This window comes from Streptomyces sp. NPDC005494, from assembly GCF_042872025.1.
In the GTDB taxonomy this organism is placed as follows: Bacteria; Actinomycetota; Actinomycetes; order Streptomycetales; family Streptomycetaceae; genus Streptomyces.
Window position 1 is genome coordinate 283,385 of record NZ_JBIAJR010000008.1, and the last position, 17,534, is coordinate 300,918.

Annotated in this window: 12 protein-coding genes and 1 pseudogene; 6 read left to right on the forward strand and 7 right to left on the reverse strand. The window is 72.5% G+C overall.

Annotation, left to right across the window (positions count from 1 at the left end):
- The first annotated feature begins 93 nt into the window (after positions 1-93).
- The gene (locus tag ACFYQ6_RS23775) at positions 94-1,893 is read left to right on the forward strand and encodes a long-chain fatty acid--CoA ligase (RefSeq protein WP_361577624.1); all 1,800 of its coding nucleotides are present in this window, start codon (positions 94-96) and stop codon (positions 1,891-1,893) included.
- Positions 1,894-2,056: 163 nt separating this feature from the next.
- The gene (locus ACFYQ6_RS23780) at positions 2,057-2,893 is read left to right on the forward strand and encodes an aldo/keto reductase (RefSeq protein ID WP_388764765.1); all 837 of its coding nucleotides are present in this window, start codon (positions 2,057-2,059) and stop codon (positions 2,891-2,893) included.
- 71 nt (positions 2,894-2,964) lie between these two features.
- Here the strand turns inward: ACFYQ6_RS23780 and ACFYQ6_RS23785 are convergent, their stop codons facing one another.
- Together ACFYQ6_RS23785 and ACFYQ6_RS23790 are read right to left on the reverse strand one after the other, a co-directional pair.
- Positions 2,965-3,927 (reverse strand): AraC family transcriptional regulator, encoded by a 963-nt coding sequence (locus ACFYQ6_RS23785; RefSeq protein ID WP_361577618.1) that lies wholly within the window; start codon positions 3,925-3,927, stop codon positions 2,965-2,967.
- Between the two features lie 19 nt (positions 3,928-3,946).
- Positions 3,947-4,168 (reverse strand): annotated as a pseudogene (locus ACFYQ6_RS23790) (short chain dehydrogenase); the annotation flags it as partial.
- Between the two features lie 129 nt (positions 4,169-4,297).
- Between ACFYQ6_RS23790 and ACFYQ6_RS23795 the strand changes: the two are divergent.
- Positions 4,298-5,239 carry an NmrA family transcriptional regulator gene (locus ACFYQ6_RS23795; RefSeq protein ID WP_388764768.1) on the forward strand — a complete coding sequence of 314 codons (942 nt, stop codon included), beginning with the start codon at positions 4,298-4,300 and terminating at the stop codon, positions 5,237-5,239.
- Positions 5,240-5,503: 264 nt separating this feature from the next.
- On the opposite strand, the gene ACFYQ6_RS23800 is transcribed toward ACFYQ6_RS23795, so the two are convergent.
- From ACFYQ6_RS23800 to ligA, 4 genes are all read right to left on the reverse strand, one after another.
- Entirely contained in the window at positions 5,504-5,809 is a 306-nt protein-coding gene (locus ACFYQ6_RS23800) for a 4a-hydroxytetrahydrobiopterin dehydratase (protein WP_388764770.1), read from the reverse strand.
- A gap of 172 nt (positions 5,810-5,981) precedes the next feature.
- The gene (locus ACFYQ6_RS23805; protein ID WP_388764772.1) at positions 5,982-6,722 is read right to left on the reverse strand and encodes a YoaK family protein; all 741 of its coding nucleotides are present in this window, start codon (positions 6,720-6,722) and stop codon (positions 5,982-5,984) included.
- Between the two features lie 114 nt (positions 6,723-6,836).
- Positions 6,837-9,134 carry a protein translocase subunit SecD gene (secD, locus tag ACFYQ6_RS23810; protein WP_388764774.1) on the reverse strand — a complete coding sequence of 766 codons (2,298 nt, stop codon included), beginning with the start codon at positions 9,132-9,134 and terminating at the stop codon, positions 6,837-6,839.
- A gap of 1,001 nt (positions 9,135-10,135) precedes the next feature.
- On the reverse strand, positions 10,136-12,226 hold the full coding sequence (gene ligA, locus ACFYQ6_RS23815; RefSeq protein WP_361577600.1) for an NAD-dependent DNA ligase LigA: 2,091 nt from the start codon (positions 12,224-12,226) through the stop codon (positions 10,136-10,138).
- 238 nt (positions 12,227-12,464) lie between these two features.
- Here ligA and ACFYQ6_RS23820 point away from each other — a divergent pair, with 238 nt between their 5' ends.
- From ACFYQ6_RS23820 to ACFYQ6_RS23830, 3 genes are all read left to right on the forward strand, one after another.
- The gene (locus ACFYQ6_RS23820; protein WP_361577597.1) at positions 12,465-13,397 is read left to right on the forward strand and encodes a DUF1996 domain-containing protein; all 933 of its coding nucleotides are present in this window, start codon (positions 12,465-12,467) and stop codon (positions 13,395-13,397) included.
- Between the two features lie 84 nt (positions 13,398-13,481).
- Entirely contained in the window at positions 13,482-14,102 is a 621-nt protein-coding gene (locus ACFYQ6_RS23825) for a DUF305 domain-containing protein (protein ID WP_361577594.1), read from the forward strand.
- A gap of 70 nt (positions 14,103-14,172) precedes the next feature.
- Positions 14,173-15,225, forward strand: coding sequence for a LacI family DNA-binding transcriptional regulator (locus tag ACFYQ6_RS23830; protein ID WP_361577591.1), 1,053 nt, complete (start codon positions 14,173-14,175; stop codon positions 15,223-15,225).
- A gap of 4 nt (positions 15,226-15,229) precedes the next feature.
- On the opposite strand, the gene ACFYQ6_RS23835 is transcribed toward ACFYQ6_RS23830, so the two are convergent.
- Positions 15,230-17,488, reverse strand: a complete 2,259-nt coding sequence (locus ACFYQ6_RS23835) for an alkaline phosphatase family protein (protein WP_388764778.1) — start codon at positions 17,486-17,488, stop codon at positions 15,230-15,232.
- Positions 17,489-17,534: the final 46 nt, after the last annotated feature.

Below are 17,534 nucleotides of genomic sequence, written 5' to 3' on the forward strand. Positions count from 1 at the left end.
AAGCCTCCCGCGGGCTCGCCCCGTGAGGTAGCGTCGCGGCGCCGTGCGGAGCGCCACAAGGAGCAGTCATTGCGCGAGTTCACTGTCCCAGCCATGGCCGCTGCCCCTCAAGTCGGCGGACTTGCCGATACCGTCTTCGACTTCGCGGAGGAAGACCCCCACCGGACCGCCCTCGGCCGCAAGGACCCGCACGGGCAGTGGCACGACGTGTCCGCGGCCGCCTTCCGCGACGAGGTGCTCGCCCTCGCCAAGGGGCTGATCGCGCAGGGCGTCCGGTTCGGCGACCGCGTCGCCCTGATGTCCCGTACGCGCTACGAATGGACCCTCTTCGACTTCGCCCTCTGGACGGTGGGCGCCCAGTCCGTGCCGATCTATCCGACGTCGTCCGCCGAACAGGTCCTGTGGATGCTCCACGACGCGGAGGTCGCCGCCGTCATGGTCGAGCACGAGGACCACGCCATGACGATCGGCTCGGTGATCGACCGGCTGCCGAACCTGCGCCGGCTGTGGCAGCTGGACGCCGACGCGGTGTCCGAGCTCATGGCCGCGGGCAGGCAGGTCGACGACGAGGTGGTCCACCGGCACAGACGCGCCGTGACCCCCGACTCGGTGGCGACCGTGATCTACACCTCCGGCACGACCGGACGCCCCAAGGGCTGTGTGATCACCCACGCGAACTTCATGTTCGAGGCCGACACGATGGTGAGCCGGTGGCACCCCGTGTTCCTCTCCAAGCCCGGCGAGGAGGCGGCGACGCTGCTCTTCCTCCCGCTCGCCCACGTCTTCGGCCGCATGGTGGAGATAGCGGCCCTGCGCGGCCGGGTGAAGCTCGGGCACCAGCCGGAGCTGTCCGCGAAGGCGCTGATGCCGGACCTGGTGTCCTTCCGGCCCACCTTCATCCTGGCGGTGCCGTACATCTTCGAGAAGGTCTTCAACGGCGCGCGCCGCAAGGCGGAGTCCGAGGGCCGCGTCGGAGCGTTCGACAAGGCCGTCGAGATCGCGGTGAAGTACGCGGAGGCGATGGAGGAACGGGCCTTCGGTACGGGCCCCGGGCCGTCCGCCGGGCTGCGGATGCAGCACCAGTTCTTCGACAAGGTCGTCTACCGCAAGGTCCGCGAGGCGATGGGCGGCCGGGTGCGGCACGCCATGTCGGGCGGCTCCGGCATGGACCGGCAGCTCGGTCTGTTCTTCGCGGGCGCGGGGGTCACCGTCTACGAGGGCTACGGCCTGACCGAGACGACGGCGGCGGCCACGGCCAACCCGCCCGAGCGCACGCGCTACGGCACCGTCGGCCAGCCGATCCCCGGCTCCTCCGTGCACATCGCGCGCGACGGGGAGGTGTGGGTGCACGGGGCCAACGTGTTCTCCGGATATCTGGGCGACCCCAAGGCCACCGACGCCGTGCTGCACGACGGGTGGCTGGCCACGGGCGACCTGGGCGCGCTCGACGAGGACGGCTATCTGACGATCACCGGGCGCAAGAAGGAGATCCTGGTGACCTCCGGCGGCAAGAGCGTGGCGCCCGCAGGCCTGGAGGAGCGGGTGCGCGCGCACCCTCTGGTGGCTCAGTGCATCGTCGTCGGGAACGACAGGCCCTACATCGCGGCGCTGGTCACCGTGGACCACGAGTCGGTGGAGCACTGGCTCGCCATGCAGGGCCGTACGCCGATGCGCCCCGCGGATCTCGTGCGCGATCCCGATCTGGAGATGGAGGTGCGCCGCGCCGTGGTCGCCGCGAACACCGCAGTCTCGCAGGCCGAGTCGATCCGTACGTTCCGTATCCTGGCCCACCAGTTCACCGAGGAGCAGGGCCTGCTGACCCCCTCGCTGAAGCTGAAGCGCAAGGCCATCGAGACGGCGTACGCGGCCGAGGTCGACGCCCTCTACCGGTGAGCCCGGCCGCTCCTCCGGCGGGCTCGTCACCCCTCGACTGACGTGCCGTCAGGGGTACTCGCCTTCCGCCACGCCTGATCCGGGCGGCCGGGAATGTCTGGGCTCCCCTGATCGTTCTCAGGGGGACGTACCGACCGACAACCAACGTAAGGATCGACTGCTCGTGAGCCAGGTCCCCACCATCACCCTCAACAACGGCCTCGAGATGCCGCAGCTCGGCTTCGGCGTCTGGCAGGTGCCGGACGACGAGGCCACGGCGGCCGTGACCACGGCCCTGGAGGCCGGGTACCGGAGCATCGACACCGCCGCCATCTACGGGAACGAGGCGGGCACGGGGAAGGCCCTCGCGGCCTCCGGTGTGGCCCGTGAGGAACTGTTCGTCACCACCAAGCTCTGGAACACCGAGCAGGGATACGACTCGACGCTGCGCGCGTTCGACACCTCCCTGGACAAGCTCGGGCTGGAGTACGTCGACCTCTACCTGATCCACTGGCCGGTGCCGGCCAAGGACGCCTACGTCGACACGTACAGGGCCTTCGAGCGGATCCTCGCCGACGGCCGCGCGAAGGCCATCGGGGTGTCCAACTTCCACCCGGAGCACCTGGAACGCCTGCTGGGCGAGACGTCCGTCGTCCCCGCGCTCAACCAGATCGAGCTGCACCCCCAGCTCCAGCAGGCCGAGTCCCGCGCCTTCCACGCCCGGCACGGCATCGCGACCGAGGCCTGGTCGCCGCTGGGCTCGGGCAAGGGCCTCCTGGAGGTGCCGACGGTCGTCGCCGTCGCGCACAAGCACGGCCGCACCCCGGCGCAGGCGGTGCTGCGCTGGCACCTCCAGACGGGCAACGTGGTGATCCCCAAGAGCGTGACACCGTCGCGGATCGCGGAGAACATCGATGTCTTCGGCTTCGAACTGGACGCCGACGACCTGGCCGCCTTCGCGGCGCTCGACGAGGGCAAGCGCCTCGGCCCCGACCCCGCCGAATTCAACCTCGGCGCCTGAGTCCGGTCCGTCAGGCGGCGCCGCCCCCCGCTGTACGCACGGCGGGCGGCGCCGCCGCGGTCGGCCCGGGCTCAGGACGCGGGGGTCCCCTCCGGGCCGGCCCTTCCCCTGCGGTACGCCTGCGGGCTGACGCCGCGCACGCGCTTGAAGGCCGCGCTGAACGCGAACGTCCCTCCGTAGCCGACCTGGCGGGCGACCGCCTCAACGGTGGCGTCCGTGTCCCGGAGCAGGTCGGCGGCCATCGCCAGGCGCCAGCCGGACAGATGGGCCATGGGTGGTTCGCCCACCAGCTCGGTGAACCGGCGGGCGAGCCCCGCCCGCGAGACCCCGGTCTCCGCGGCCAGCGAGGCGACCGTCCAGGGCCGGGCCGGGGCCTGTTGCAGAAGGCGCAACGCCCGCCCGACGACCGGGTCCGCCATCGCCCGGTACCACCCGGGAGCCTCGGCGTCCGGTCTGGCGAACCAGGCGCGGAGCACCGCGATGAGCAGCAGGTCGAGCAGCCGGTCGAGGACGACGTCCTGGGCTGGTTCGTCCTGCGAGATCTCGGCGTCGAGCAACGCCAGCAGCGGCCCGGTCCGCGTGTCCGAGGGAAGCACGAGCTGGGGCGGCAGCGCGTCCAGCAGGCGCCTGCTGACCTCCCCGTCGAGGAGATAGGTCCCGACCAGGACGGCCGTGGATCCGTCGGCCGCGTTGCCCCAGGTCCGGACGCCCAGCCGCATCGAGTCGGCGAGGGGAGCACCGCGCAGCGTGGTGCAGACCCCTCCTGGCCCGACGCGCGCGTGCGGGGCCGTGCGGGGGTCGCCGGCGACGGTGTAGGGGGCGGGACCACGGACGACGGCGACGTCTCCGGTACGCAGGCGGAGAGGCCCGGCCCCTTCACCGGGCAGGAGCCACGCCTCCCCGTGCCGCACGGTCATCAGGCACAGCGGGGCCCGGTCCTCGATCCGGACCGACCACGGCGGTTCCATCACCATCCGCAGCAGGAAGGCGCCCCTGGCCCGCGGTCCGTCCAGCAGTCCGGCCAGTGCGTCCATGCCGAGCAGCCTAAGGTCGTCAGCCGCCGGGGAAGGACACCTTCGTGAGCTCTTCGGAGAACTGCCAGACGCGCCGGGCCTCCTCCGTGCCGCGAAGGCGCGAGTAGAGCCCCTGCTGTCCGGGAGGGCCGGCCATGTGCCTGAACCCGCGCGGCCCGTAGAAGCCGCCGGGTGCGGCCTCGGGGGAGGTCGCGGCGTGGAGGGCGGGGAGTTGGGCGGTGCGCACCGTGCCGACGAGGAGTCACGAGAAGTTGCGATTGCTGTCCGTCGTCGGGGCGCGGGCACTGCGCTGAGATCCCCTGGACGCAGACGTATGGAGCTGAGCGTGTGGAGGATGTTCCCGGCCCGGCGCCCACGGGAGCCTTGAGGCATGACGACGAACACGGAACAGCCGAACACGGACCGGGCGAGGACAGCACAGGCGAACTCCGTGCCGGCGAACACAGAACCGGCCGAGACGGAACGGACGCGCACGCACCCGCCGGAGCACCGCACCGTGCTGGTGACGAGCGGGACGGGCAAGACCGGCCGCCGCGTGGTGGAGCGGCTCCTCGCACGGGGCGCGGACGTCCGTTCGGGCTCGCGGACCGGCGACGTCCCCTTCGACTGGCGGGACGAGTCGGGCTGGGGACACGCCCTGCGGGGCGCCGACGCCGCATACGTCGCGTACTACCCGGATCTCGCCGCCCCGGGCGCGCCGGAGGCGATGGCAGCGTTCGGACGGATGGCGGCCGACAGCGGAGTACGCGGCCTGGTGCTCCTCTCCGGGCGCGGCGAACCGCAGGCAGTGGTGGCGGAGGAGGCCCTGCGGGGCGCGGCGGCGGGGGTCGAGCTCACGGTCCTCAGATCGGCCTTCTTCGCGCAGAACTTCAGCGAGGGCGCGCTGCTCGACGGGGTGCTCGCCGGGGAGCTGGTCTTCCCCGGGGGCTCCACCGCCGAGCCCTTCGTCGACGTGGACGACCTGGCCGACGTGGCCGTGGCCGCGCTCACCGGGGAGATCCCGGGGGGATCGGTGCACGAGCTGACGGGTCCCAGGCTGCTGACCTTCGACGAGGTCGCCGCGGAGCTGGGCCGTGCGACGGGGACGGAGATCCGCTACGAACCGGTGACCGGACCCCGGTACGCGGCGGCGCTGGAGACGTACGGCGTGCCGTCCGCCGAAGCCCACTTCCTGGCGGACCTGTTCGTCATGCTGCTGGACGGGCACAACGCCATGACGACGGACGGGGTAAAGCGCGCCCTCGGGCGGGACGCGCGTGACTTCACCGCCTTCGCGAGGAGGGCCGTACGCGACGGTGCCTGGTCCCGCTGACCCGTCGACCGGCCGCACGAGCGGTCCGGCCGCGGGCCCCGCCCGAGACCGGGGCGGCCCGTGCCGGGGCACAGGGGGCACTCATGCAGCGAACGTACGGGGTCCGTTCAGCCGCGTAGCCGGAAGGCCATGACCCGGTAGGCCGGATCGGGGCGTGGCCGGTCCTGGCCGGGCAGCGTCCCGAGCTCCGCGGCCGGCCGCTCCGCCGTCCGCGTCGGTCCCGTCCCGCGTCCTGACGCCCGTCCGTGCGCGCCGGGCCGGGTGTCACTCCGCGCCGTGTCCTGCGGCGACCGCCTCGACGCGTGCGGCCAGCTCGAGGTCCTTCCGCGTCACGGCACCTCCGGTGTCGTGCGAGTTCACCGCGAGTGTCACGGTGTTGTAGCCCAGTGTCAGGTCCGAGTGGTGGTTCAGCTCGTCCTGGATGCGGGCCACGTGGACGGTCAGCCCGGTCGCGGCGAAGTGGGAGGGCAGCCGGTAGGTACGGGTGATGCGGTCCCCGTCCAGTCTCCAGCCGGGGAGTTCGCGGAGCGCTTCCTCGATGGCGTTCGCGGACAGCGGTTCGGCGGGCATGGGGCGGCTCCTCGTAATTTGGTGCGGTCGGTCCCCGCGACATCACGGTCCCGGGCGCGGTCAGTCTCCGCGACATCACGGTCCCGGGCGCGGTCGGTCTCCGCGACGTTACGGTCCGGGTGCGGTCGCTGTCGCCCCCGACACGGCTGCCGTCGGACGGGGTACGCAGGACTCAGGTGGTGACGCGCGGCTTGGTCCACGGGGGGTCCCCGCGGCCCAGCAGGACCGTGACGGCGACGGCAGCGAGCAGGATCATCAGGGCGAGCAGCAGAGGCAGTTCGTGCACGTCACCGAGGACGGCGAGCCCGCCGGCCACCGCTCCGGCCAGCATCGCGGCGGCCGAGAGACCCCGCCGTCCGGCCCGGCTGCCGGTCCCCCCGGCGAGTCGGCTGTCGGCGACGGTGCCGGTGATGGTGCGCGTGAGCACCGTGGTGGTGAGGTCGGGGACCGCCAGCGCCCGGACGGCCGCGTTCTGCACCCCGAGACCGAGCCCTAGCAGTGCGATGAGCGTGAAGCGGACGCCTCCGGTGTACGGCCCACCCGCTACCAGCGAGACGGTCAGTGCCGCGGCCACGCACGCGGTCTCGACGAGGAGCGCGTGCCGCAGGCGGCGGCCCCGGTCCGCGCCGGCCCGGCTCACCGCGATACCGCCGGACCACGCCCCGGCCACGAACGACGCGAGGGCCACCGCCGAGGCGAGGACCGAGAAGCCGGGAGCACCGGCCAGGGCGAAGCCCATGAAGACGACGTTGCCGGTCATGTTGGCGACGAAGACGTGCCCCAGGAGGAGATAGCTGAAGGCGTCCACCAGCCCGGTGAGCACGGTCAGGGCCAGCAGGAGCGGTGGCAACGGCCCGTCCGCTCCGTTCATGTCGGGTACGAGCGTGGCCCAGGCGTCACGCAGTACGGGCATGAGCGGCACACTCCGATCACTGGACGTGATCCGGATTGTGCCGCAGCCCGGCGCTCGCACCGCCGGTACGCGCCGGGCGGGTCCTGGTGGTCCCGCCCGGCACGTACGGGAGCTCTACACCCGGGCCCCGTTGTCGGACGGGTCCCGGCGACGTGCGCGGCCGGCCTCCGCCCCCCGCTTCGGTGCGCGCTTCCTGGCCGGCGGCGGGGCCTTGCTGCTCCGCTCCAGGAGCAGCGCCCCCGGAACGGCCGTCATGACCGAGGAGTACGTCCCCACGCAGATGCCGATGAGGAGGGCGAGTGCGAAGTCCGCGAGCGAGTCGCCACCCAGCACCGCGAGGGCGACCAGGATGAACATGGCGCCCATCCCCGTGTTGACGGTGCGTGGCACGGTCTGCAGAACCGCACGGTTGGCCACGTCCGCGATCGGTGTGCGACGGTTCCTCGCCCACAGCTCCCGCACCCGGTCGAAGACCACGACCGAGTCGTTGACGGAGTAGCCGATCACGGTGAGCAGGGCGGCGAGGAAGATGCCGTCGACGGGCCGGCCGAGCCAGGCGAAGGCACCGACCAGGATGATGACGTCGTGCACCAGCGCCCCCACGGAGGCGACGGCGAACGTCCACCGGAAACGGGCCGCGAGATAGGCGAGCTGCACGAACACGGCGACGCCCAGCGCGATCAGCGCGTTGCGCCGCAGCTCGTCGCCGAGGCTGGGCCCGATCAGCTCGTCACGCACCTTGGTGGTCTCGCCGCCCACCTCCGCCAAGGCCGTGCGCAGGGCGTGCTCCCCCGCGTTGTCCAGCTTGCCGGTGCGTACGGAGAGGTCGTGGTCGTCCGCCGTGGTGACCTCGGCGCCGTCGAACCCGGCGGCGGCGATCGTGTCACGGGCGGTCTCGACGTCGACGGGGCGGCTGGTGGAGTACTCGACGAGCCGTCCGCCGGTGAACTCGACGCCCAGGTCCACACCGCGTACGAGGATGCCCGTGACGGCGACGAGCACGAAGGCGGCGGACACCCCGAGCCAGCGGCGCGGAGCCCGGAACAGCTGGGGGTCCCGCGCGTTCAGCCAGGTGCGGACCCGGCCGGGCCGTGCGATGCCGTTGACGCCGCGGTAGTCGTTGACGAACCGTGAGCCCGCCGCGAACTCCGTGAGCGCCCGGGCGATGACGAGGGCCGAGAACATGGAGGCCAGGACGCCGATGGCGAGCGTGACGCCGAAGCCCTTGACCGGGCCGGAGCCCAGGAGGAAGAGCAGTGCCGCGGCGATGAGGGTGGTCACGTTGGAGTCGGCGACGGCACTCCACGCGTTACGGAATCCGGCGGTGAGCGAGGAGCGCAGCGAGCGGCTCCGCCGGTCCGCGTACTCCTCCCGGGCGCGTTCGAAGACCAGGACGTTGGCATCGACCGCCATGCCGATCGCGAGGACGAACCCGGCGAGCCCCGGCAGGGTCAGCGTGACGCCGAGGGCGACCAGCGCGGCGTAGGAGATCACGCCGTACGCCGCCAGAGCGAGGGCGGCGAGTGCGCCGAAGAGGCGGTACATGAAGGTGATGAAGAGCGCGGTCGCCGCCGCGCCGATGAGAGCGGCGCGGGCGCTCGCGTCGATGGCCGCGGCGCCCAGAGTCGGGCCGACGGTCCGCTGTTCGACGATCTCCACGGGGACGGGGAGTGCGCCGCCCTTGATGAGCAGGGCGAGGTCGCGTGCCTCGTCGGCGCTGAAGGAGCCGCTGATCTGGGTGGAGCCGGAGGGCAGCCCGACCTCGCAGCCGACCGAGGGATCGACCTGCGGTGAGGAGATGACCTTCCCGTCGAGGACGATCGCGACGCGGCGCTTCTGGTCCCCGGCGGGATTGCACGCGGCGTCTCCGGTGAGACGCTGCCACTCCTTGCCCGCGTCGTCGTGGAAGTCGAGGGCGACGGACCAGCCCGCGCCCTGCTGGGCGTCGAACTGGGCGGAGGCGTCCTTGACGCCGGCGCCGGAGAGACGCTCCGGGCCGAGGGCGAGAGGAGTGCCCTGTTCGTCGGGGAGCGTCCGGTCGCCACTGCTGGTCCCGCTGCCGGGCTCCTGGACCGCGTGGAAACCGAGCTGAGCGGTCTTGCCGATGACCTCGGCCGCCTGGCGCGGGTCCTGGACGTCGGGCAGTTCGACGATGATCCGGTCTTCGCCGGAGCGGGTCAGGGCCGGTTCGGCGACCCCGAGCGAGTCGATGCGCTGGCGCAGCACCTCCATGGTGCGGTCGGTGCTCTCCCGGTCCGCCTTCGCGGTGGCGGAGTCCTTGGCCTGGAGCACCATGCGGGTGCCGCCCTGGAGGTCGAGGCCGAGTCTGGGTGACATGGTCAGGGTGATGAACACGGAGACGAGCAGGACGGCGGCAGCCAGAACCGCTCGCACCGTGGTGGCGCGAGTCATGGGATCCCCTTGAAGTGGGCGTCGTCCGCCCCGGCCTCGACCGCGGAAACAGTCCTCGACCGCGCAAGCAGTCCTCGACCGCGAACGCGGGCCCTGGCGCGTCGTGGCACGGCTCGACCGCGTGGACGCGCCCCGCCACGGAGGCGGGGCTCGGCTCACGGAGGCGGGACCGGCGCGGAGCGCCTGGCCCGAGCTCGTCCGGTACGACCAGGGCTCACCCAGGACGGGCTCAGCCAGGACGGCCCGAGCTCAGCACGGACACCTGGGGCTCAGCGAGAACGGCCCGGGCAGGTTGCGGCCGGGGAAGGGGACGACAGGTCTGTGGAACAGGACCGATGGCAGGCCGGCAGGCCTGCCGCCACCCCAGGGGGGCCCCGCACGCCGGGCAGAGTCGCCTTGATCAGACCGGACACGCACGGGCCGGCTCCCGCCGCTCCCGGTGCGAGGCCGCGGGGTACGGGGAGGCCCGGCGGGCGCGGAGGCAGGGCGCCATGGCCGGGCGGTGGGACATGGTGCGGGGCGTGCGGGCGGTCGACGCCCGCACGCGGCCCCGGAAGAGGCGCGGCCTCCGCCCACCGGCCGGGCTCGGGGCGGGCAGCGGCGTGCGGCCCGTCGAGCTGTGCGGTCCGGTCGGCCCCGAGGGTGCCGACGGACGGAACGGCCGGGGGGAGCGCGACTGCGGGAGCCGCGCCGCCGAAAAGGGTGAGCAGGGCGAACAGGAGCGCCGCGAACATGGGCGGCAGCCTGTCCGACCGCCCGCGCGGGTCGTGAGGCATGGCCGACCGCCCGGGCGGGACGGCCGGGCGGGACGGCCGCCGCCCGACTCGCGGAGAACGCATCGCTCCTCGCCCTCCGGCCCGCTGCTACGGCCGTTCATCACGTATCAACAGGCCGGCCCCCGATAGTGAGGCATGACCGAACCCTCACTATGCAATACGAGGCCTGGAAACGCCACTGTCGCAACGATCCCAAGGGCGGGCCCCTCCTGCGCCTTTCACTCCTCAGGAAGCCAGATAGGCCTTCACCAGCTCTGCGAACTCCTCGGGCGCGGCGATCCTGATCTCCAGCTCCTCCGCCTTGGCGCGTTTGGAACCCGCCTTCTCCCCCGCGACGAGCAGAGTGGTGCGCTTGGAGACGCTGGAGGAGGACTTGCCACCGGCGCGCTCGATCAGCTCGTTCATCTGGTTCCGGGAGAGCTTCTCCAGCGCACCGGTCATGGCGCCGGTGACCACGACGGTCATCCCGCCGAGAGGCAGCTCTGCCGCCTCCCCGCCCTCGGGGAGCGCCTCCGGTTCGGAACCCGGCTCCGGCGGCGGGGTGGCGCCGGGCTCGGTCATGTTGACGCCGGCGGCGACGAGCTTGCCGATCAGGGGCGCCAGCTCCTCCAGCTCCTTGACCACCGCCGCGGCCTTCTCCGTGCCGATACCGTCGACCCGCTGGAGGCTCTCGGCGTCGGCGGCGACGATCCGGTCCATCGAGGCGAAGTAGCGGGCGATCCGCCGGGACATCGAGCGTCCCGTGCCCCGCACCCCGAGGGCGCAGAAGACGCGGGAGAGCGGGCGCGTCCTGGCCGTCTCGATGGCCGCCAGCAGGTTGTCGGTGGACGTCTCCCCCATCCGCTCCAGGGAGAGCAGCTGGTCCCGCTCCAGTGTGAAGAGGTCCGCGAAGTCCTGGACGAGGCCGGCGTCGACGAGCTGGACGACCCTGGTCGCGCCGAGCCCCTCGATGTCGAGCTGATCGCGTCCGGCGGCGTACGAGACGGACGCGACGACCCGGCAGGCACGGCCCTGCGTGCAGCGCCAGCGCTGCTCGCTCGTGTCGATCTCCGAGCCGCACCGGGGGCAGGTCTCGGGAAACTCGATCGGCTTCTCCTCGCCGGTCCGCAGATGTGCGACCGGCGCCTCGATGCGGGGGATGATGTCGCCCGCCTTGTAGACCATCACGTGGTCTCCCAGGCGCAGGTCACGCCGGGTGATGTCGGCCGGGTTGTGGAGCGTGGCGTAGCTGACCGTGGATCCGTCGATCTCGACGGGCTCCAGGACGGCGCGCGGCGCGATGATGCCGGTCCTGCCGACATTCCATTCGACGCCCAGCAGCCGGGTGACCTTCTCCACCGCCGGGAGCTTGTAGGCGATGGCCCAGCGCGGCGCGCGCGTCCCGGAGCCCGCGTCGCGCTGGTCGGCGGCCAGGTCGGCCTTGATCACGATGCCGTCTATACCGAAGGGCAGTGAGGCACGACGGGCCGCGATCTCCTCCACACCGGCCTGCACCTCCTCCGCGGTGGTCACCACGCGCGGGGCCACCGCCGAGTCCGCGGCGGTGTGCACACCGAGCCCCGCGACGAGTTCCAGGACCTCGCTGTGCGGGAGCCCGGCCAGCGTCCCGGTCAGCTCACCGGAATCCGGCAGCGCGAGGGCGCCGTAGGCGAAGAAGGTCATCTCCACGCGGTACGGACGGTCCTTGGCCCGCAAGGTGCCCGCCGCGCCGTTCCGGGGGTTGGCGAAGGGTGCGGCACCATGCTCGGTGCGCACGGTGTTGGCCTGCTCGAACTGCTCGTCCGTCATGAGGATCTCGCCGCGCACCTCAAGGGTCTCGGGCGCGCCGAGCCGGTCCGGCAGGCCGAGGATCGTGCCGATGGCGTGCGAGACGTCCTCCCCGGCCGTCCCGTCGCCCCGGGTGATCAACTGCTCCAGCCGGCCCTGGCGGTAGCGCGCCGCGACGGCCAGGCCGTCGAGCTTGGGCTCGACACTCCAGGCGGCGACCGGTCTGCCTATACGGCGCTCCACGGAGGCGGTCCAGGTGACGAACTGCTCGGCGGAGAAGACGTTGTCCAGCGAGAGCATCGGGACGGTGTGCGGCACGTCCCCCGTCGCCGCCCCTCCTGCGACCTTCCCGGTCGGTGAGGCGTCGAGCACCTCCTGCGGATGCTGCTCCTCGTAGGCCGCGATACCGCGCACCAGGCGGTCGTAGGCATCGTCGTCGAGCGTGCTCTCACCCGCGGTGTAGTACGCGGCGGCGGCACGCTTCGCCTCTTCCACGGCAGCCGCGTAGGCGGCGGTGTCGGCGAGCAGACCCACTGAGTTCGTCGTCATGACCACCATCCTGCCGCCCAGCACTGACAACGCCCTTTGAGCCCGGATCGGAGACGTTTCGAGAGAGCGCTCTCCGACCTCACCGCACGACAATTCTGTTCACCCAGCAGGTAATTGACAGCCCTGCGCACAGTCTTGACATGCTTACGTCACACTTCTACGTTTCCGAAGAGAGCGCTCTCTCACTCAGGCCGGGCACCCGGCCGAAGGAACCCCACTTCCTCAGAACAGGAGTGCCGTGCTCTTCCTCAGACGACGCACGTCCGGCCACGGCAGGCGCGGATCCCTGCCGCCGTGGCGCTACCGCATCGCGGGGCTCGCCGCCGCCGCACTCGCCCTGTCCCTCGTCCATGCCTCCGCGGGCAACGCGGCGGGCGACCGCGCCGCCACGGGCTCCACCGGGTCCGCCGACGTGGTCCGGGTCGCCGAGTTCCTCGCCGAATGCCCCTACACACACCGCGCACCGGACGATCCGATCGTCCTGCCCGGTCTGCCCGGCGCCTCGCACATGCACAGCTTCTTCGGGAACGACTCCACCGACGCGCACTCGGATCTCGCGTCCCTGGAAGGAGCCGGCACCAGCTGCGCCCCCAGGACCGACCTCTCCGCCTACTGGGTGCCGACCCTGTACGACGGCGACAAGGAGGTGGAGCCGACCGGCACCACGTTCTACTACCTCGGCGAGGGCGTGCGGGACGACATCATCCGTACGATCAAGCCCTTCCCCCGCGGTCTGCGGATCGTCGCGGGCAACGCGAAGGCGACCGGCCCCGGCGACAACACCATCTCCCGCTGGTCGTGCCTCCACCACGGCGAGGTCGATCCGTCCCACGACTTCGTCAACTGCCCGGCGGGCTCGATGATGGAGAGCTACCTGGACTTCCCGCAGTGCTGGAACGGGAAGGACCTGGACTCGGCCGACCACAAGAGCCACATGGCCTATCCGGTGGGCGGCGCCTGCCCGTCGACGCACCCGGTCCCGGTGCCCAAGCTGCGCCAGGTCCTCCGCTATCCGGTCAACGGCGACCCCGCCCGCTTCCGGCTCGCCTCGGGACGCGGCTACACGATGCACGGCGACTTCTTCAACGTGTGGCCCGAGGCGGAGATGGCCCAGCGGGTCCGCGACTGCATCAACGCCATCATCAAGTGCGGCGCCGACGGCACCCCCTGACCTGACGTCACATCTCCGCCCACCGGCGTCCGTACAGGCCCGACCGGGCCCGTACGGACGCCCCCGCGCAAGGAACCGCCGCCGATGGCACCTCGCCGACTCACCACGACGCTTCTCCTGCTCACCCTGCTGACCGGTTGCGCCGGAGAAGGAGGGCGGGAAGCCACACCCCCGCCCGGATCCGTACAGGCCGGTACGACGACGCCCCGCTCCCCCGCCGCGGACCCGACCGACGCCGCCTGGGTCCAGTTGATGATCCCCATGGACGCCCAGGCCGTGCTCCTGCTGGATCTCGCCGCTCGCAGGACCTCCGGGCCCCGCCTGCGTTCCTGGGCGGCCCGGCTGCGGTCCTCCCAGGTCGCCGAACTGACCGCGCTGCGCGGGCTCCGGGACCGGATGGGCCTGCCCGGCACCGATGTGCACGAGGGGCACGACATGCCCGGCATGGTGACGGCGGAGGATCTCGAGGACGCCCGCGTGGCGGAGGGAGCGGCCTTCGACCGCCTGCTCGTGACGTTGCTCCACGAGCATCTGCGCAGGTCGGAGCAGGTCTCGCGCTCCGAGAGCTCGGCGGGCGGGAGCGCGGAGGCCAGGGACCGGGCACGGGCGCTCGTGACCGCGCGCGGGGAACAGCTGGCCGAACTGACCGCCCTGCGCGGGCGGGACCACCGAGTGCCGCGACCGGCGGGGGCCACCGAGGTGTGAGCAGCGGCCGGGGCCCCTGACGTGCCGGAACCCTCGGCACGCCCGTCGGATCACCCGGTATAAAGACTGCATGACTGCCGACGTCTCGCCGCCCGCACGCCCCACCACCCTGGAGGACGTGGCCGCGGTGGCCGGTGTCTCACGGGCCACGGTGTCCCGTGTGATCAACGGTGCGACCACGGTGGACCCCGCGCTGCGGCGCACCGTCGAGGAGGCCGTGGCCACCACGGGCTACGTTCCCAACCGTGCGGCACGTTCGCTGGTGACCCGCCGGACCGACTCGATCGCCCTGGTGGTGTCCGAGCGTGAACGCCGTCCCGTCTCCGAGCCGTTCATAGGCCGGATGTTCTCCGACCCGCACTTCGGGCGCGTGGTCGCCGGGCTCATGGAGGTGCTGCGCCCCGCCGGGATCCAGATGGTGCTGATGCTGGCCGACGACGAGGCCTCGCGGAACCAGCTGATGTCGTATCTGCGCCAGGGACACGTGGACGGAGTGGTGCTGATCTCCTCGCACGCCGACGATCCGCTGCCCGAGCTGCTGCACGGCACCCGGCTCCCGGCCGTGCTGGCCGGACGGCCGCGCCGCCCCACACCGCTGACCTACGTCGAGGCCGACCAGCGGGCCGGGGCGCAGATGGCCGCCGACCACCTGGCGGCCCTGGGCCGGCGGCGCGTCGGGACCATCGCGGGCCCCCAGGACATGCCCGCGGGGCAGGTGCGGCTGACCGGCTTCCTGGACGCGCTGGAGCAGCACGGGATCGGGGACGTGGTGACCGCCGAGGGGGGCTTCACCCACGCCGGTGGCGCCTCGGCGATGCGTCGGCTGCTGACCGAACAGCCCGATCTGGACGCGGTGTTCATCGCCTCCGACCTGATGGCGCTGGGCGCACTGCCGGTGCTGCTGCGGGCGGGCAGGGACGTTCCCGGGGATGTCGCGGTGGTGGGCTTCGACGACAGCAACGCCGCTGTGGCCTGCGATCCTCCCCTCACGACCGTGCGCCAGCCGGTGGAGGAGATGGCTGCCGAGATGGCCCGGCTCCTGCTGAAGCAGATCGGCCGTCCGGGCGAGCCCTCGCCGTCGGTGGTCTTCCATCCGACGCTGGTACGGCGCGCGTCCGCCTGATCCGTCAGCCGCGTGCGCCGGGGACCGCGTCGCCCGCGTCCGGGACAGGCTCCTCCGGGACAGGCAGGTCCAGGACCGGCTCGTCCACCGCGGGAGACCCTTCCCGCACGGACACGCCCTCCGGGACCACCACGTCCGGGAAGGGTTCGTCCGCGCGCGCGGCCCCCGCGAAACCCTCCTGCCGCAGCGGCACCTGGGGCCCCGAGAGTTCCCGGAGCCAGCGCTTCAGCACCCGGTGCACGTCCTCCGCTCCGACCAGCCCCGCCACCGCCTCCCCGCCGGGAGTGTCCGCGGCCACGGCGTCCAGCGGGTCCGCGAGCGTGCGCGGCCAGAGCAGGAAGGGCCGGGACTGCTGTCCGCCGAGTCCTCCGTGCGAGCCGATCTGTTCCTCGAAGGCGTGCACGCGGCCGGATTCCGGGTCGTACATGGAGTTGACCATGACGTCGGCCACGTGCGGGAAGGTGTCCGTACGCCGCACCGCCTCCGCGGCGCCGGCGCCGAACGCGGCGATCGGGCCCTCCCCGTCCCTGAGCTCCGCGACAGGGACCTCCGCGCCGTCGCGTCCCAGCACCACGGAGCCGTGCTTCTGGCTGCGCACGAGCAGGAAGCCGATCCCGGGATGGGCGGCGAGTGTGCCGAGCAGAGCGGGGTGGCGGCGGTCGAGCTGCTCGCGCGAGGCCCGGCCGTCGATGTCGGGGAAGGACAGCAGCCCGAGGTTTCCCGAGGCCAGCACGACCGGGTCGGACGGCCTGACCGGGTGTTCCTCCTGTTCCCCGTCGACGGGCCTGTGCAGCGCGATGCGCACGGCGTCGCGGGCCTCCGACGCGCTGCGGGTGCGCTGCGCCCTGCGGGGTACGGGCAGCCCGCAGCCGGCCCGTACGAGGTCCTTGAGCGTGAGGCCGTAGCGTCCCGCGAAGGTCTCCCCCGGGCTCTGGCCGTGGTCGGACAGCAGCACGACCCGGTAGTCACGCGGGGTGTGTTCCGCGATCTTCATGATGAGGCCCAGCGAACGGTCGAGGCGGGCGAGGACCTTCTCCGCGTCCCTGCTGTGCGGCCCGGAGTGGTGGGCGACCTCGTCGTAGGCGACGAGGTCGGCGTAGACCGCGGTGCGTCCCGCGAACATGTCGCCGATCACGGCGGCCACCACGACGTCGCGTTCCACCACGGTCGCGAACGCGCGGATGAAGGGGTACAGCCCGCCCCGCTTGACCCGGGGGGACTCCTTGCGCAGCCGGGCCCGGGTGGACTGGCCGATCTCCCGGACCACCTCCGCGACGAAGGAGAGGGCGGTACGCACGGCGTTGGCCGGGTCGGAGAAGTAGGCGAAGTAGCCGGCGCGCGAACGGCGGCCCTTGCCGAGCCTGGCTGCCATCGACAGGACCAGGGCGAGCTGGTCCGCGCCGCCGCTGAAGAGGTTGCCCCGGCTCGCGCCGTCGACGGTGAGCAGTCCGCCGTCGTGGGTGCGGGCGATGGCCCTGCGCTGCAGTTCGAGGGCGCTCGCCGGCCTGCTGGAGACCATGACGGTGCCGGTCTCCTTCTCGTACCAGCGGAAGGCCGGCACGTCGTAGTTGCTGCCGTGCAGGATGCCGAGCTGACTGGCGCCCGTCTGGCTGGACCAGTCGGTCGTCCACGGGGTGAGCCGGTGCCCGGCCTCGTCGGCGAGCAGCCCGGCCACGGTCGGCATGATCCCGTCGGCCGCCGCCTCGGCGAGTACGTCATGGCCCACGCCGTCGAGCTGGACGAACACGATGCCGGGCGGTCCGCCCCGTCCGCCGTCCGGGCCCCCGGGCGCGCCGCCGCGTCTGCGGCGGCGGTCGGCCAGGCGGGAGAGTCTTCGCCGGTAGGCGTCGTCGTCGCGGACCGCGAGGGCGGTGGAGACCGCGGAGGCCACGGCCGACATGACGGCCGCCACGACCACGGCGGTCTCGGGGTCGGCGTCCCCGCGCCCGTCGGGGATGAGCCGCAGGGCTATGAGCAGGAGGGAGCCGTTGAGGAAGAACACCAGTGCGCCCAGGACCAGCGCGGGCACGATGAGCAGGGCCCTGACGAGCACAGGCCACACCAGGGCGGAGAGGAGGCCGAAGGCGCCCGCGCCCCAGGCCGCGGTGAAGGCGGTCCTCGTGACGGTGTCGCCGTCGTCGGACTGGAGCTGGAAGTCGGGCAGGATGCCCGCGAGGGCCAGCATGGTGAGCGTGGAGACGGCCCACACCGAGACCACGCGTACCAGCGTTCCGCCCGCCGTACGCCATCGCCCGTCATTCACGCCGTTCCACCTCACGTCCGGGCCCGTCGTTCGCCGTGGACCCGCG

Excerpts from the sequence above, each read along its gene's own strand:
- ACFYQ6_RS23795 (WP_388764768.1), top strand. The coding sequence starts at position 4,298 with ATGACGACGAACACGGAACAGCCGAACACGGACCGGGCGAGGACAGCA.
- ACFYQ6_RS23785 (WP_361577618.1), bottom strand. The coding sequence starts at position 3,927 with ATGGACGCACTGGCCGGACTGCTGGACGGACCGCGGGCCAGGGGCGCC.
- ACFYQ6_RS23805 (WP_388764772.1), bottom strand. The coding sequence starts at position 6,722 with ATGCCCGTACTGCGTGACGCCTGGGCCACGCTCGTACCCGACATGAAC.
- ligA (WP_361577600.1), bottom strand. The coding sequence starts at position 12,226 with ATGACGACGAACTCAGTGGGTCTGCTCGCCGACACCGCCGCCTACGCG.
- ACFYQ6_RS23800 (WP_388764770.1), bottom strand. The coding sequence starts at position 5,809 with ATGCCCGCCGAACCGCTGTCCGCGAACGCCATCGAGGAAGCGCTCCGC.
- ACFYQ6_RS23775 (WP_361577624.1), top strand. The coding sequence starts at position 94 with ATGGCCGCTGCCCCTCAAGTCGGCGGACTTGCCGATACCGTCTTCGAC.
- ACFYQ6_RS23825 (WP_361577594.1), top strand. The coding sequence starts at position 13,482 with ATGGCACCTCGCCGACTCACCACGACGCTTCTCCTGCTCACCCTGCTG.
- secD (WP_388764774.1), bottom strand. The coding sequence starts at position 9,134 with ATGACTCGCGCCACCACGGTGCGAGCGGTTCTGGCTGCCGCCGTCCTG.
- ACFYQ6_RS23830 (WP_361577591.1), top strand. The coding sequence starts at position 14,173 with ATGACTGCCGACGTCTCGCCGCCCGCACGCCCCACCACCCTGGAGGAC.